The sequence below is a fragment of the Pseudomonas sp. zfem003 genome, from assembly GCF_032621675.1.
Lineage (GTDB): Bacteria > Pseudomonadota > Gammaproteobacteria > Pseudomonadales > Pseudomonadaceae > Metapseudomonas > Metapseudomonas otitidis.
This window is the reverse complement of the sequence record NZ_JAVYJG010000008.1, coordinates 238,265-253,426: the sequence shown is the minus strand read 5'-3', so window position 1 is coordinate 253,426 and position 15,162 is coordinate 238,265. Positions and strand designations below refer to the sequence as shown.

Genomic DNA, 15,162 nt, shown 5'->3' with positions numbered 1-15,162 from the left:
CGATTCAGGTGCCTTGCCATGACCGCCTCGACGAAGCGCTCCGCGCCCATTTCCGAAGTCTATGACCTGGCCGTGATCGGCGGCGGCATCAACGGTGTCGGCATCGCCGCCGATGCAGCCGGGCGCGGCCTGTCGGTGTTCCTTTGCGAACGCGACGACCTGGCCCAGCACACCTCCTCCGCCAGCAGCAAGCTCATCCACGGCGGCCTGCGCTACCTGGAACACTACGAATTCCGCCTGGTGCGCGAGGCCCTGGCCGAACGCGAAGTGCTGCTGGCCAAGGCGCCGCACATCGTCCGCCCGATGCGTTTCGTGCTGCCCCATCGCCCGCACCTGCGCCCGGCGTGGATGATCCGCGCCGGCCTGTTCCTCTACGACCACCTCGGCAAGCGCGAGAAGCTGCCCGGCTCCCGTGGCCTGCGCTTCGGCGTCGGCAGCCCGCTGCAGGCCGGCATCAGCCATGGCTTCGAATATTCGGATTGCTGGGTCGACGACGCGCGCCTGGTGGTGCTCAACGCCATGAGCGCCCGCGAGCACGGAGCCCACATCCACAGCCGCACCCGCTGCGTCAGCGCCCGGCGCAGCAAGGGCCTGTGGCACATCCACCTGGAACGCGCCGACGGCACCCTGCTGTCGATCCGCTCCCGGGCCCTGGTCAACGCCGCCGGCCCCTGGGTCGCTCGCCTGCTGAAGGACGACCTCAAGCAGAAGTCGCCCTACGGCATCCGCCTGATCCAGGGCAGCCACATCGTCGTGCCCCAGCTCTACGAGGGCGAGCACGCCTACATCCTGCAGAACGAGGACCGCCGCATCGTCTTCGCCATCCCCTACCTGGGGCGTTTCACCCTGATCGGCACCACCGACCGCGAGTACCAGGGCGACCCGGCGAAGGTGGCCATCACCGAGGAAGAAACCCGCTACCTGCTCGACGTGGTCAACCAGCACTTCAAGAAGCAGATCAGCGCCGACGACATCCTGCGCACCTACTCCGGCGTGCGCCCGCTGTGCGACGACGAATCCGACGACCCGTCCGCCGTCACCCGCGACTACACCCTGGCGCTGGATGCCCACCCGGGCGAAGCCCCGCTGCTCTCGGTGTTCGGCGGCAAGCTCACCACCTACCGCAAGCTCGCCGAGTCGGCCCTGGCGCAGCTCGCACCCTTCTTCCCCGCCATGGGCGGCAGCTGGACTGCCACCGCCACCCTGCCCGGCGGCGAGTCCATGGACAGCCAGGAGGCCCTGGCCGAAGCCCTGTGCGAACGCTACGGCTGGCTGCCCAACAGCCTGGCCCGACGCTGGGCCGGCACCTACGGCAGCCGCGTTTGGAAACTGCTGGAAGGGGTCGCCAACCTCACCGACCTGGGCGAACACCTGGGCGGCGGCCTCTACGCCCGCGAAGTAGATTACCTGTGCCGCGAGGAATGGGCGCAAGACGCCGAAGACATCCTCTGGCGCCGCACCAAGCAAGGGCTGTTCATGACCCCCGGCCAGCAGGAACGCCTCGCCCAATACCTGATCCACCGCGCCCAGGCCGACGCGGCCTGAGGCCTTGCGAGCAGCGCTCGCGCCTGCAGGCACGCAATGAATCGATGCGGTTCGCCGAGCTCACCGCATCCTACGGGCAGCTCCGTCCGTAGGATGGGCTGAGCTGTGCGAAGCCCATCATTGGGGCTGCACAGCGCCACGAGTGAACCTGACGTAGCCCGGACTTCAGTCCGGGAAGCCCCACCCGCTCCCGGGCTGAAGCCCCGTCTACGAAGACCAGAGGCTTCGCGAGCAGCGCATGCGCCTACAGCCCCGCGATGAATCGATGCGGTTCGCCGAGCTCACCGCATCCTACGGCTGCTCCGTAGGATGGGCTGAGCTGTGCGAAGCCCATCATTGGGGCTGCACAGCGCCATGAGTGAACCTGACGTAGCCCGGACTTCAGTCCGGGAAGCCCCAGCCGCTCCCGGGCTGAAGCCCGGGCTACGAGGGGCAAAGGCTTCGCGAGCAGCGCTCGCTCTGAATCGATGCGGTTCGCCGAGTTCACCGCATCCTACGACTGCTCCGTAGGATGGGCTGAGCTGTGCGAAGCCCATCGCTGGGGCGGCACAGCGCCACGAGTGAACCTGACGTAGCCCGGACTTCAGTCCGGGAGGCCCCACCCCGCTCCCGGGCTGAAGCCCGGGCTACGAAGGCCAGAGGCTTCGCGAGCAGCGCTCTCGCCTACCCAGGCAGCACTCACAGCTGCGCGAAGTGCCCGTCCGCCGGCTGTCGGTGGGCCATCAGGTGCGGCAAAACGGCGGCCAGCAGCGGCTCCTTGAAGGCGTCCTGGAAGCGATGGGCGAGCCCGGGGATCAATCGCAGCTCCGCGCCCTTGATATGCGCCGCCACATGCACCCCGTGCATCACCGGCAGCAGCGGGTCGGCGGTGCCGTGCACCACCAGGGTCGGCACGTGCAGGCGGTTGAGCAGTTCCACCCGGCTCGGCTCGGCGAGGATCGCCAGCATCTGCCGCTGCACACCTTCGGGGTTGAACGCCCGGTCATAGGCCCGCGCGGCCTGCTCCAGCAGTTGCGCCCGGTCATCGGTCACCTGCGGGCTGCCCAGGGCGGCCAGCAGGTCGGCCTGCTGTTCCAGCGCCACCTGGCGGTTCGGCGCCTCGCGGCGGGCCAGCAGCGCCAGCAAAGCATCGCTGGGCGCCGGCAGGCCCTGGGCGCCGGAACTGGTCATCACCAGGGTCAGGCTCAGCACCCGCTCCGGGGCCATGTCCGCCAGGTGCTGGGCAATCATCCCGCCCATGCTGGCGCCGAGCACATGAGCCTCGCGCACCTTCAGGGCGTCCATCAGGTGCAGCGCATCGCCGGCCATGTCCCGCAGGCTGTACGGCGCCTCCACGGGGAAGCCGAGGCGGTAGCGGATCACCTCATAGGTCAGGTTCGCGCTGGGCGCCGTCTGGGCCCAGGCGGACAGGCCGACATCCCGGTTGTCGTAGCGGATGACGCGAAAACCCTGCTCGCACAGCGCCGCCACCACCTCGTCCGGCCAATGGATGAGCTGGCCGCCCAGCCCCATGATCAGCAACAGGGCCGGGTCATCGGCATCACCGATGCTCTGGTAGGCCAGGCGCACGTCCCCCAGCGCCACCGTCTCGGTGGGTACGTGGGTGTCGCAACGCGCAGCGGCAAAGGCTGGCAGGCCGCCCAGCAGGGCGACGAGAAGAATGAACAGGCGCATGGTGGAAATCCGGAATGCAGAACCCCAGTGAAGCGCGATTCTGATGAATTCCCGTCGTGCCCTCTGCCACAGAACCGTGACAGTTTGATGAAGGGCGCCCAACGGTCATGGCGCCCTCCTCGCCTCAGCCCCAACGGCGCGTCAGGCGAACTCCGCCCGCAGCTGCCGCGCCGCGGCCACCATGTTCACCAGCGCCGCCTCGGCCTCGGGCCAGCCACGGGTCTTCAGGCCGCAGTCGGGGTTGACCCACAGACGCTGCGGGTCGATGCGCCGCGCCGCCTTGCGCATCAGCTTGACCATCTCGGCGGTGTCCGGCACCCGGGGCGAGTGGATGTCGTAGACCCCCGGACCGATCTCGTTGGGGTAGGCGAAGGCCTCGAAGGCCTGCAGCAGCTCCATGTCCGAACGGGAGGTCTCGATGGTGATGACGTCCGCGTCCATCGCCGCGATGGACTCGATCACATCGTTGAACTCGCTGTAGCACATGTGGGTGTGGATCTGCGTGTCGTCGCGCACCCCGCTGGCCGCCAGGCGGAAGGCCTCGGTGGCCCACTCCAGGTAGTGGGCCCAGCCGCTGTGGCGCAGGGGCAGCCCCTCGCGGAAGGCCGCCTCGTCGATCTGCACGATGCGAATGCCCGCCGCCTCCAGGTCCAGCACCTCGTCGCGGATGGCCAGCGCCAGCTGGCGCGCCTGCACCTCGCGGGGCACGTCCTCGCGGGGGAAGGACCACATCAGCATGGTCACCGGGCCGGTGAGCATGCCCTTCATCCACTTGCCGGTCAGGCCCTGGGCATAGCGGATCCACTCCACCGTCATCGGCGCCGGACGCGACAGGTCGCCGATGATGATCGCCGGCTTCACACAGCGCGAGCCGTAGCTCTGCACCCAGCCGAAACGGCTGAACACGTAGCCGTCCAGCTGCTCGGCGAAGTACTCCACCATGTCGTTGCGCTCCGCCTCGCCGTGCACCAGCACGTCCAGCCCGAGGCGCTCCTGCACCTCCACCGCGTGGCGGATCTCGGCCTGCATCGCCTCGGTGTAGGCCGCCGCCGACAGGCTGCCCTGGCGGTAGGCCTGGCGTGCCAGGCGGATGGAAGCCGTCTGCGGGAAGGAGCCGATGGTGGTGGTGGGGAACGCCGGCAAGCCCAGGCGCTCGCGCTGGCGGGCGATGCGCCGCTCGAAGGGCGACTGGCGCTGGCTGTCCTGCGGGCGGATGGCCGCCAGGCGCGCCGCCACTTCGGGCTTGTGGATGCGGGTGCTGGCCGCACGGGCCGCCAACGCTTCGCGGTTTGTAGCCAGGGCGGTGAGCACCTCGGGGTGCTCCGGTTCGCGCAAGGCGCGGGCCAGCAGCGCCAGTTCGGCGCACTTCTGCACGGCAAAGGCGAGCCAGCCCTTCACCTCGGCGTCCAGGCGATCCTCACGGGCCAGGTCCACCGGGCAGTGCAACAGCGAGCAGGAAGGCCCGACCCACAACCGGTCCCCCAGGCGCTCATGGGCGTGGCGCAGCACTTCCAGCGCGTGGTCCAGGTCGCAGCGCCAGACGTTGCGGCCGTTCACCACGCCGAGGGACAGCACCTTATAGGCCGGCAACCGGTCGAGGATGGTCGGGTACTGCTCGGGGGCGCGCACCAGGTCAATGTGCAGGCCGTCCACCGGCAGGCTGGCGGCCAGCCCGAGGTTGTCCTCGAGGCCGCCGAAGTAGGTGGCCACCAGTTTGCGCAGCGGTTCGCGCTGCAGCAGGTTGTAGGCCCGCTCGAAGGCGGTGCGCCAGTCCTGGGGCAGGTCCAGGGCGAGGATCGGCTCGTCGATCTGCACCCATTCCACGCCCTGCTCGGCCAGGCGCTGGAAGATCTCGCCGTACACCGGCAGCAGTTGCTCCAGCAGGTCCAGGCGGTCGAAGGCACCGCCCTTGGCCTTGCCCAGCCAGAGGTAGGTCAGCGGGCCGAGCACCACCGGCTTCACCGCGTGGCCCAGCGCCAGGGCTTCATCGACCTCCTCGAAGAGCTGTTCCCAACCGAGGTGGAAGCTCTGGCCGGCGCTGAATTCGGGGACCAGGTAGTGGTAGTTGCTGTCGAACCACTTGGTCAGCTCCTGGGCGTGCCCGCCGCAGCAGCCAGCCCCCACGCCACGGGCCATGGCGAACAGGGTCGCCAGGGTGGCGCGGCCGTCGGCCGGACGGAAGCGCTCCGGCACCGCGCCGACCATCAGGGAATGGGTGAGCACCTGGTCGTACCAGGCGAAGTCGCCCACCGGCAGCAGCTCGATGCCCGCCTCGGCCTGCAGGCGCCAGTGCTCGGCGCGCAGGGTGCGGCCCACGTCGCGCAGGCCGGCTTCGTCCAGCTCGCCCTTCCAATGGGCTTCAAGGGCCTTCTTCAGCTCGCGATCGCGACCAATGCGGGGAAAGCCGAGGGAATGTACCCGGACCATGTCTGTCTCCTTGTCTGTGAATGCCGGGCATTCTGGGCACCCACAGAACATGAGACAAACTCATAAAATTCTCTTTCAACTCAAGAAACGCTCATACAGAGCCGAGCACTCAGGTGCCCGACTTGAAGCGTGTGAAGGCCCGGGTCAGGGCGCGATTGAAGGCCGAGCCGTTGTCGTTCTTGGTGTACAGCCGGGCGCGCACCTCGGCCGGCGGGTAGGTGCCGGGGTCGGCGAGGATCGCCGGGTCAACCGTGGCCGAGGCCGCCGTCACCGCGTTGGCGTAGCCGATGCTGTTGGTGATCGGGCCGATCACGTCCGGCCGCATGAGGAAATCCATCAGCGCCAGCCCCTCGCGGGGGTGCGGTGCATCCGCCGGGATAACCATCGCATCGAACCAGATCTGCGCGCCCTCCCGCGGAATCGAATAGCGGATGTGGTACGGCTTGCCGGCCTGGGTCGCCTGGCTGGCGGCCACCGTGGCGTTGCCGTTCCAGGCCATCGCCAGGCAGGTGTTGCCGTTGGCCAGGTCGTTGATGTTGCGGTCGTTGGCGAAGTAGCGGATCGAGGGACGGATCGTCGCCAGGTGCTCGGCGGCCTTCTTCAGGTCGTCCAGGTTCTGGCGGTTGATGTCCAGGCCGAGGTAGCGCATGGCCGCGCCGAACACCTCGTTGGGGTCGTCCAGCAGGCTCACCCCGCAGTCGGCGAAGCGCGCCACCACCGCCGGGTCCATCAGCATCGCCCAGCTGTCCACCGGGGCATCGGCCATGCGTGTGCGGATGGCCTCCTCCTGATAGCCGAAGCCGGTGGTGCCCCAGGCGTAGAGCCCGGCGTAACGGTTGCCCGGGTCGAAGGCCGCCATGTGCTGGACGAATTCATCCCCCAGCCCGGCGAAGTTCGGCAGCGCGCCCTTGTCCAGCGGCTGGATGGCACCGCTGCGGATCGCCCGCTGCAGGTGCTGGCCGGCGGTCAGCACCAGGTCGTAGCCGCTGTGGCCGGTGAGCAGCTTGGTCTCCATCGCCTCCAGGGAGTCGAAGTGGTCGGCCACCACGCGGATGCCCGTCTCGGCCTGGAAGCGCGAGAGGGTATCCGGTGCCATGTACTCGCCCCAGATGAACAGGTTGACCTGCCGGGGCGCGTCCTCGGCCTGGGCACACAGGCCCAGGCCGAGCAGGAGTGCGGCTGCGAGCGAGCGCATGGTGAGCCTCCTAGCGCTGCCGCGCGGCGTATTGCGGCATGGTGATGCAGGCGACGTTGCCGCCCCCCAGGAGGATCTCGCGGGAGAAACCGATGCCGAGGATGCGGTGCTGCGGGAACAGCTCCGCCAGGGTGGCCTGGGCGACCACGTCGCACGGGTCGTTGAACAGCGGCAGCACGATGGCCGAGTTCCCGGCGTAGTAGTTGATGTACGACGCACAGATGCGCGTGCCGGCCTCGCGCAGGTGGGTGCCGTCCACCTGGTCCAGCCCCTCGGCTTCCTCCGCCGTCCACTCCAGCACACGCGGTTGCGGCAGCTTGTGCACCTCCAGCGCGCGACCACGGGCGTCACGGGTGCTGCGCAGGATGTCGTAGGCCTCCTGGTAGATCTCCCACTGCGGGTCGCTGCGGTCGTCGGTCCACTGCATCACCACCACGCCGGGGCGCACGAAGCAGGCCAGGTCGTCGATGTGGCCATCGGTCTCGTCGAACTTGCAGCCACGGGGCAGCCAGATGACCTGGTCGGCGCCCAGGTAGTCGCACAGGCGTCCGGTCATTTCCGTCTTGCCCAGGAGAGCGTTGCGGTTGCGGTTGAGCAGGCACTGCTCGGTGGTCAGCAGGGTGCCCTGGCCGTCGCTCTGGATGCCGCCCATCTCGGCGATGAAGGGGGCGCGGTAACGGTCGTAGCCCTCGATCTCGAGGATCTTCTGGGCGATCTGGTCGTCCTTGTCCCAGGGGTAGTAGAGGCCGCCATCGAGGCCGCCGTAGGCGTTGAACTCGAAGTCCACGCCACGCACCTCGCCGGTGGCGTCGTTGACCAGGAAGGCCGGGCCGCTGTCGCGGAACCAGGTGTCGTTGCAGGTCATCTCCACCACCCGCACGTGCTCGGGCAGCATGCGGCGGGCGTTGGCGTATTGCGCTGCCGAGGCGCAGACGGTGACCGGCTCGCTGCTGGCGATGGCGCTGACGATCTGCACCCAGACCTTCTGCGCCGGCTTGGCGCCGTTGCGCCACACGTCCGGGCGCTCCGGCCAGCCGAGCCAGCAGCGGGCCTTGGGTTCGAATTCACCGGGCAGGCGGAAGCCGTCGGCCTTGGGCAGGGAAGTCAGGGTACGTGCCATGTTCAGGTCCTCGTGGGGGATGGGAATGCCCCGACAGTACCCGCGCCGACGCGGCGGCGACCAATGACCTTTTTCGCTTAACACCTGAATTCAATTCACATATCGGCCAACTGATCAGTGAACCAATCGACGAATTGCGCCACTGCCGGCTTGTCCAGCCGCAGGCGCTCGCACACCAGCGCGTACTGCCCGAGAGACGGCACCTGGGCCGCGAACGGCCGCACCAGCCGGCCGCTGGCCAGGTCCTCGGCGCTGGTGAGGTTGTCGCCGATGGCCACCCCCTGGCCCCGCGCCGCCGCCTCCATGGTCAGCCCCGCGTGGCCCAGGTACAGGTGCCGGGCCGGACGCAGGTCGGCGGCGTGGGTGGCCAGCCAGGCGTTCCAGGTCTTGCCGTCCTGGTCGTCGTGCAGCAGGCAGTGGCGCGCCAGGTCGCGGGGGTGCTTGAGGGGCGACTGGTTGAACAGGCCCGGGCTGCACACCGGGAAGAACTGCAGGGTCGGCAGCGGCCGCACGAAGTAGCCGCTGGCGTCCTCCGGACCGGTGCCGTAGATGATCGCCAGGTCCATCTCCGCACCGGGCAGCTGCGCCTCCAAAGGCTGCTCGTGCAGGTGCAGGGTGATCTGCGGGTGGCGCTCGGCAAAATCCGCCAGCCGCCCCACCAGCCACTTCTGCGCCAGCTCGGTGGTCACCGCCACCCGCAGCTGGGCCTGGGAACCGGGGTCGCGCAGCTCGTCGCAGGCATCGAGGATCAGCTCGAAGGCCTGCTGCAGGCTGTGCAACAGGCGCCGCGCCGGCGCACTGGGGCGAACCTGGCGCCCCTCGCGCTCGAACAGCGTCACCCCGAGCTGCTCCTCCAGCTGGCGGATCTGGTGGCTCACCGCGCTGTCGGTGACACACAGTTCCTGGGCCGCACGGCCGAAATGCGCATGGCGCGCGGCCGCCTCGAAGGTGCGCAAGGCGGTGAGCGAAGGCAGGCGACGCATGGCAGAAGGCTCCCGGAAACGGACGGCGCATGCTGGCGCAAGCCACAGGCTGCGACAAGGGCGCCGCTCGACACCCACACGATGGATGAAGGAAACTCATGGCCCTTCGATTCTTCACCAGTTCCATTCATGGACGGGAGCCCACGCATGCTCGAAGTACGCCACCTCAAGACCCTGCATGCCCTGCGCGAGGCCGACAGCCTGGTGGAGGCCGCCGAGCGCCTGCACCTCACCCAGTCGGCCCTCTCCCACCAGTTCAAGGAGCTGGAGGAGCGCCTCGGCCTGCCCCTGTTCATCCGCAAGACCAAGCCGGTACGCTTCACCAGCGCCGGCCTGCGCCTGCTGCAACTGGCCGACAGCCTGCTGCCGCAGATGCGCGCCGCCGAACGCGACCTGGCGCGCCTGGCCGGTGGCACCGCCGGGCGCCTGCACATGGCCATCGAGTGCCACAGCTGCTTCCAGTGGCTGATGCCCACCATCGACCAGTTCCGCGACGCCTGGCCGGAAGTGGAGCTGGACCTGGCCTCGGGCTTCTCCTTCGCCCCGCTGCCGGCCCTGGCCCGGGGCGACCTGGACCTGGTGGTGACCGCCGACCCCATCGAACTGCCGGGCATCAGCTACGTGCCGCTGTTCACCTACGAGGCACTGCTGGCCGTGGCCAACCAGCACCCGCTGGCGGGCAAGCCCTACGTGGTGCCCGAGGATCTGGAGAGCGAAATCCTCATCACCTACCCGGTGGAGCGCGACCGCCTGGACGTGTTCACCCGTTTCCTCGAACCGGCCGACGTCGAGCCCGCGCAGATCCGCACGGCCGAGCTGACGGTGATGATGATGCAGCTGGTGGCTAGCGGCCGCGGCGTGTGCTGCCTGCCCAACTGGGCGCTGCACGAGTACAGCTCTCGGGGCTACGTCACCGCCAAGCGCCTGGGCGACAAGGGCCTGTACGCCACCCTGCACGCCGCCATCCGCGCCGACATGCTCGACGCCCCCTTCATGCGCGACTTCCTCCTCACCGCCAAGGACACCTCCTTCGCCACCCTCGAAGGCGTCAGCGCCGCACGTTGATGCGCCCCCCACCGACACCCTCCCTGTAGGGCCGACTTCAGTCGCCCAGCGGTGCGCAGCGCCGCCAGTGGCTTCGCGAGCAGAGCTCGCTCCTACGGGCAAACCTCCACCCAAAGCCGCTCCGCTGCGGTAACCCGCCCGTAGGGTGGGCTTCAGCCCACCATCGGAGCCACCCGCCGCACTGCTGCTGGACGTAAAAAACGACATCCACCCAACGCATGCAGTAGCCCGGACTTCAGTCCGGGAAAGGTTTCCCGCTCCCGTGCTGAAGCCCGGGCTACGTGCGCTAGAACAACGCCAGGCTGTAGCTGAGGATCACCCGGTTCTCGTCTAGGTCGCGGCCTTCGCTGGTGCGGTACACGGCGTTGCGCCAGGCCAGCCCCAGGTCCTTGAGCGGGCCGCTCTGGATCACGTACTTGAGGTCGGTGTCGCGCTCCCATTCGTCCACTGCGCGGCCGTTGCCCAGGCGCCCGTCCCAGCCCTTGAAGTAGCGGGTCATCAGGCTCAGGCCGGGTAGGCCGAGGGCGGCGAAGTCGTAGTCGTAGCGCAGTTGCCAGGAGCGCTCGCCACGTTCGGAGAAGTCGTTGTACTGGCCGAAGTTCACCAGGTACGCATCCGCCCCGTGCACGTAGGGGAATGCGGTGTCGCCGTTCATGCACTGCAGCCCCAGGCCCAGGGCGTGGCCGTCCTGGCGGCGGTAGGTGAACAGCGCGCCGAGGGCGCGGTTGTCGATCTCGCGGCGCCAGCCGGTGCCGGCGTCGCGGCTGTCGAACAGGCGCAGGTCCAGCTCCAGGCGGTCGCCGCCCACCGGCACCTGGCCGCGCAGGCCAAGGAAGTCCTGGCGGTAGACCTGTTCCAGGCTGCCGTGGTGGTAGCTCAGCACCCAGCCCGGCGCGGCTTCCCAGTCCACCCCGGCCAGGTCCAGGTGACCGGCACGGGGCGCGGCGGCGAAGCGTTTGTTGCGGTTGAACAGGGCCAGGTCGCTGCGCCCGCCCTCGTTGCGCTGGCTGACGTCATCGAGCCGCGCCAGGGTGAAGGTGAAACCCTCCAGCTCCCGTGCACTCAGCAGGCCGCCATGGAAGGTCTGGGGAAACAGCCGGCCGTTGTTGGGCTGCAGGGTCGGTAGCTTGGGCACCAGCGCCCCCAGGCGCAATTCGCTGCGGGAGGCCCGCAGTTTGAGGGTCGGGTCCAGGCGGCCGTAGCGGTCGGCGGCCTTGCCGCTGTCGCCACTGGGCAGCAGGCCGGTGCCGTCGCGGCCGCCGCCGGAATCCAGCTTCAGCCCCAGGCGACCGGCGAGGTCCAGGCCGACGCCGACGGTGCCCTCGGTGAACCCGGAGCGATAGTCCAGCAGGAAGCCCTGGGCCCACTCCTCCGCGCGCGACACGCCGTGCCCCTCGCGGAAGTCGCGGTTCATGTAGAAGTTGCGCATCTGCAGGCTGGCGCTGCTCCCCTCGACGAAGCCCTCGGCGCCCTGGGCCAGGCCGCTGGTGCCGACGAGCAGCACGGTGATTGAAAGGCAGTGGGTACGTTTCTTGTTGTTGTGCATGGTGCTCTCCAAGGCGGGGCCCGCCGGGGGCCCCGAAGACGGGGCGCTCAGGCGCGCTCCAGGACCATCGCCACGCCCTGCCCCAGCCCGACGCAAAGGCTCACCACGGCGTAACGCTGGTCGTGTTGCTGCAGGGCGCGGGCGGCGGTCAGGGCCAGCCGCGCACCGGACGCGCCCAGGGGATGGCCGACGGCGATGGCCCCGCCCCGGGGGTTGACCCGGGGATCGTCGGCGGCCAGGCCCAGGGCCTTCAGGCAGGCCAGGACCTGCACGGCGAAGGCTTCGTTGATCTCGATGAGGTCCAGGTCCGCCAGGCCCAGGTCGGCCCGCTGCAAGGCCTTGAGGATCGCCGGGTGCGGGCCGATGCCCATGATCCGTGGCTCGACCCCGACGCTGGCGCTGGCCAGCACCCGCGCCAGCGGCCGCAGGCCGTAGCGCTCACCTGCCGCGCGGCTGCCCAGCAGCAACAGGGCGGCGCCGTCGTTGACCCCCGAGGCGTTGCCGGCGGTGACCACGCCACCCGGCTCCAGCGGCGCCAGGGTGGCGAGCTGTTCGAGGGTGGTGTCGCCCCGCGGGTGCTCGTCCCGCAGCACGTCACGGGGCGGCGCCCCACGGCGGCCCGGCAGCGTCACGGGGGCGATCTCGTCGTCGAAGAAACCGGCGGCCAGGGCCGCCTGGTAACGCGCCTGGGAGGCCAGGGCAAACCGGTCGGCGGCGTCGCGCTCGATGCCCATCTCCCGGGCCAGCAGGTCGGCGGTCTGCGGCATGCTGTGGCCGCCGTGGCTCGACACCAGCCGGGGGTTGGCGAAGCGCGCGCCGATGGTGCTGTCGTGCACCTCCAGCCGACGGCTGAAGGCGCCTTCGGCCTTGCCCAGGACGAAGGGCGCGCGGGACATGCTCTCCACCCCGCCGGCCAGGTACAGCTCACCCTCGCCGGCGGTGATCGCCCGGGCCGCGTCGATCACCGCCGCCAGGCCGCTGGCGCAGAGGCGGTTGACCGTCTGCCCGGGCACCTGCCAGGGCAGGCCGGCTGCCAGCAGGGCGTTGCGCGCCACGTTGCGGCTGTCCTCGCCGGCCTGGTTGGTGCAACCGAGGATGACGTCCTCCAGGGCCTGGGCCGGTACGCCGCTGCGCGCCAGCAGCGCCGGCATCAAGGCGCCCGCCAGGTCATCGGGGCGGACACCGGACAGCGCCCCGCCGTAGCGGCCGAACGGGGTGCGCAGGCCGTCGTAGAGGTAGGCATCGAGCATCAGGGTTCTCCTCGGCTGGGTTCTTGGTGAAGCAGGGACAAGCCCAACTGGGCGCGGCGGCGCAGCCAGGGGCTGGGGCGGTAGCGCGGGTCGCCGCTGAGGGCGTGCAACCGTTCGAGGACGCGCAGCACCCGCGCCGGGCCGAGGCGGTCGCCCCAGGCCAGCGGGCCGTGGGGGTAGCCGAGGCCGAGGCGCACGGCGAGGTCGATGTCCGCTGGCGCGGCGATGCGCTGCTGGGCGATGTCGCAGGCCAGGTTGACGATGCCGGCCAGGGTCCGTTGGACCACGAAGCCGGCGCTGTCGCCGATCAGCGTCACCCGCGCGCCATCGGCGCCGAGCAGGGCACAGGCGGCGTCGCGGTAGCGCGCCTCGGTGACCGGGGTCGGCATCAGGCAGCGGTGCGCCGCGCGTTCGGCCAGGCTGTCGAACGCCACCGTGCGCGCCGGGTCGACCCCGAAGCGCAGGGCGGCCTGGGTGGCGTCATCGCCCAGGGGCGCCAGCAGGCACAGGGCCTCGTCAGAGGGCTCCGGGCCGCTTTCCAGCACCACGCCCATCCCGGCCAGCCAGGTGCGGCACTCGGCCTCCAGCTGCGGGTCGTCGGCAGCCAGCCACACCGGCGGCAGCGCCACCCGCGCCGGCAACGGCGGAGGCACCGGCTGCGGCCGGGGGTAGACATGAAAGCCCCGGCCGCTCTTGCGCCCCAGGTGGCCGGCGGCCAGGCGCTGGCGGGCCAGGGGATGGGGGCGGTAGCGCGGCTCTTCGTAGTACTGGTGGTAGATGGACTCCATCACCGGGACGCTGACGTCGAGCCCCACCAGGTCCATCAGCTCGAAGGGCCCCATGGGGAACCCGGCGCCGTCGCGCAGCAGGGTATCCACCTGCTCCGGCGTGGCCACGCCCTCGGCGAGGATGCGCAGGGCCTCGGTGCCGTAGGCGCGGCCGGCGTGGTTGACCAGGAAGCCGGGGGCGTCCTGCACCCTTACCGGCTGGTGGCCGAGGTCGTGCACCAGCGCCATCAGCCGCTCGACCACCGTTTTGCGGGTCATCAGCCCTGGCACCACTTCCACCAGGCGCATGCGCGGCACGGGGTTGAAGAAGTGCAGCCCGGCCACCCGCCCCGGGTCACGGCAGGCGGCGGCGATGGCGGTGATCGACAGCGAGGAGGTGTTGCTGACGATCAGCGCGCGGGCCTCCAGCAGCCCTTCCAACTGGCGGAACAGCGTCTGCTTGGCGGCCAGGTCCTCGACGATGGCCTCCACCACCAGGGTGCACTCCGCCAGCGCCTCCAGGCTGTCCACCGGGTGCAGGCGCTCCATGGCCTCCGCGACCTGCTGGGCGTCGAGGCGTCCACGCTCCACCTGGCGGGCCAGCTCGTAGGCGATGCGCTCGCAGGCATCCCGCGCCGCACCCAGGCGCGTGTCGAACAGGTGGACGTCCCGCCCCGAGCAGGCTGCCAGCTGGGCGATGCCCTGGCCCATGGCGCCGCAGCCCACCAGGCCGATGCGGGGGAAAAGCGTCTCGGCGTTCATCGTCCGCGGTACTCCGGCTGGCGCTTGTCGAGGAAGGCACGCATGCCCTCCTTCTGGTCATGGCTGTCGAACAGCAGCTGGAAGGCCTGGCGCTCCAGCAGCAACGCCTGCTCCAGGGGCAGGTCGGCGCCGGCGTTGACCACCGCCTTGATCTGCGCCAGGGCAAGGGGTGGCAGGCCGGCAATCTCCTCGGCCAGCGCCAGCGCGCGGGGCAAGGCGTCGCCCTCCGCCACCTCGCTGACCAGGCCCATGGCCAGGGCTTCGCGGGCCTCCACCAGGCAGCCGGTGAACAGCAGGCGCAGGGCCTGGTACTTGCCCACTGCGCGCACCAGGCGCTGGGTACCGCCGGCGCCGGGCATGATCCCCAGACGCACCTCCGGCTGGCCGAAGCGGGCGCTGCTGCCGGCGATGATCAGGTCGGCATGCAACGCCAGTTCGCAGCCACCGCCCAGGGCCAGGCCATTGACGGCGGCGATCAGCGGTTTGCGGCAGCCCGCCAGGGCCTGCCAGTAGCGCTCGACGCGGCGCTGCTGCACCTGCAGCGGGCTGGCCTCCACCAGTTCGCCGAGGTCGGCCCCGGCGGCGAACACGCGCTCACCGCCGGTGATGACGATGACCCGCACGGCGGGATCCTCATCGAGCTGCTGCACCGCCGTGGCGATGGCCTGGCGCAGGGCCAGGTCGAGGGCGTTGCGCACGGCGGGCCGGTCCAGGGTCAGCACGGCAACGCCGGGCAGGGGGTGTTCGAGCCGCAGCGAGGGCGGCGGCGGGCAAAGGGTCGCATCGCGAACCGTCATGACGATCTCCAGAACTGCTGGGAGGAAAAGG

The 15,162-nt window shown here is 70.1% G+C and carries 11 protein-coding genes; 2 read left to right on the top strand and 9 right to left on the bottom strand.

All coding sequences use genetic code 11. From position 1 onward, the window contains the following. Nucleotides 1-18 precede the first annotated feature (18 nt). Nucleotides 19-1,545 carry a glycerol-3-phosphate dehydrogenase gene (gene glpD, locus RTK35_RS20615; RefSeq protein WP_316908860.1) on the top strand — a complete coding sequence of 509 codons (1,527 nt, stop codon included), beginning with the start codon at nt 19-21 and terminating at the stop codon, nt 1,543-1,545. Between the two features lie 678 nt (nt 1,546-2,223). Here glpD and RTK35_RS20610 read toward each other — a convergent pair. The 5 genes from RTK35_RS20610 to RTK35_RS20590 all read right to left on the bottom strand — a co-directional run bounded on the left by RTK35_RS20610 (nt 2,224) and on the right by RTK35_RS20590 (nt 8,944). Further along, nucleotides 2,224-3,219: an alpha/beta fold hydrolase gene (locus RTK35_RS20610; RefSeq protein WP_044414444.1), complete on the bottom strand. Its 996-nt coding sequence runs from the start codon at nt 3,217-3,219 to the stop codon at nt 2,224-2,226. Nucleotides 3,220-3,360: 141 nt separating this feature from the next. Continuing rightward, nucleotides 3,361-5,646 carry a 5-methyltetrahydropteroyltriglutamate--homocysteine S-methyltransferase gene (gene metE, locus RTK35_RS20605; protein ID WP_316908859.1) on the bottom strand — a complete coding sequence of 762 codons (2,286 nt, stop codon included), beginning with the start codon at nt 5,644-5,646 and terminating at the stop codon, nt 3,361-3,363. Nucleotides 5,647-5,755: 109 nt separating this feature from the next. Beyond that, on the bottom strand, nt 5,756-6,841 hold the full coding sequence (locus RTK35_RS20600) for an extracellular solute-binding protein (protein ID WP_044414447.1): 1,086 nt from the start codon (nt 6,839-6,841) through the stop codon (nt 5,756-5,758). 10 nt (nt 6,842-6,851) lie between these two features. Further along, a complete protein-coding gene (aguA, locus tag RTK35_RS20595) occupies nt 6,852-7,961 on the bottom strand; it encodes an agmatine deiminase (protein ID WP_316908858.1) in 1,110 nt (369 codons plus the stop codon). A gap of 95 nt (nt 7,962-8,056) precedes the next feature. Continuing rightward, nucleotides 8,057-8,944, bottom strand: a complete 888-nt coding sequence (locus RTK35_RS20590; RefSeq protein WP_142015188.1) for a LysR substrate-binding domain-containing protein — start codon at nt 8,942-8,944, stop codon at nt 8,057-8,059. Nucleotides 8,945-9,091: 147 nt separating this feature from the next. On the opposite strand from RTK35_RS20590, the gene metR reads away from it, so the two are divergent. Continuing rightward, nucleotides 9,092-10,009 carry a transcriptional regulator MetR gene (gene metR, locus RTK35_RS20585; RefSeq protein WP_253122343.1) on the top strand — a complete coding sequence of 306 codons (918 nt, stop codon included), beginning with the start codon at nt 9,092-9,094 and terminating at the stop codon, nt 10,007-10,009. A 286-nt stretch (nt 10,010-10,295) separates the two neighbouring features. Here metR and RTK35_RS20580 read toward each other — a convergent pair whose 3' ends face one another. The 4 genes from RTK35_RS20580 to RTK35_RS20565 are packed head-to-tail and all read right to left on the bottom strand — an operon-like array spanning nt 10,296 to nt 15,131. Next, nucleotides 10,296-11,555: an OprD family porin gene (locus tag RTK35_RS20580; RefSeq protein ID WP_316908857.1), complete on the bottom strand. Its 1,260-nt coding sequence runs from the start codon at nt 11,553-11,555 to the stop codon at nt 10,296-10,298. Between the two features lie 47 nt (nt 11,556-11,602). After that, nucleotides 11,603-12,805 carry a 3-oxoadipyl-CoA thiolase gene (locus RTK35_RS20575; protein ID WP_316908856.1) on the bottom strand — a complete coding sequence of 401 codons (1,203 nt, stop codon included), beginning with the start codon at nt 12,803-12,805 and terminating at the stop codon, nt 11,603-11,605. Further along, entirely contained in the window at nt 12,805-14,334 is a 1,530-nt protein-coding gene (locus RTK35_RS20570; RefSeq protein WP_316908855.1) for a 3-hydroxyacyl-CoA dehydrogenase, read from the bottom strand. Before RTK35_RS20570 ends, RTK35_RS20575 begins: the two co-directional genes overlap by 1 nt. Continuing rightward, the gene (locus RTK35_RS20565) at nt 14,331-15,131 is read right to left on the bottom strand and encodes an enoyl-CoA hydratase-related protein (RefSeq protein ID WP_316908854.1); all 801 of its coding nucleotides are present in this window, start codon (nt 15,129-15,131) and stop codon (nt 14,331-14,333) included. Before RTK35_RS20565 ends, RTK35_RS20570 begins: the two co-directional genes overlap by 4 nt. Nucleotides 15,132-15,162: the final 31 nt, after the last annotated feature.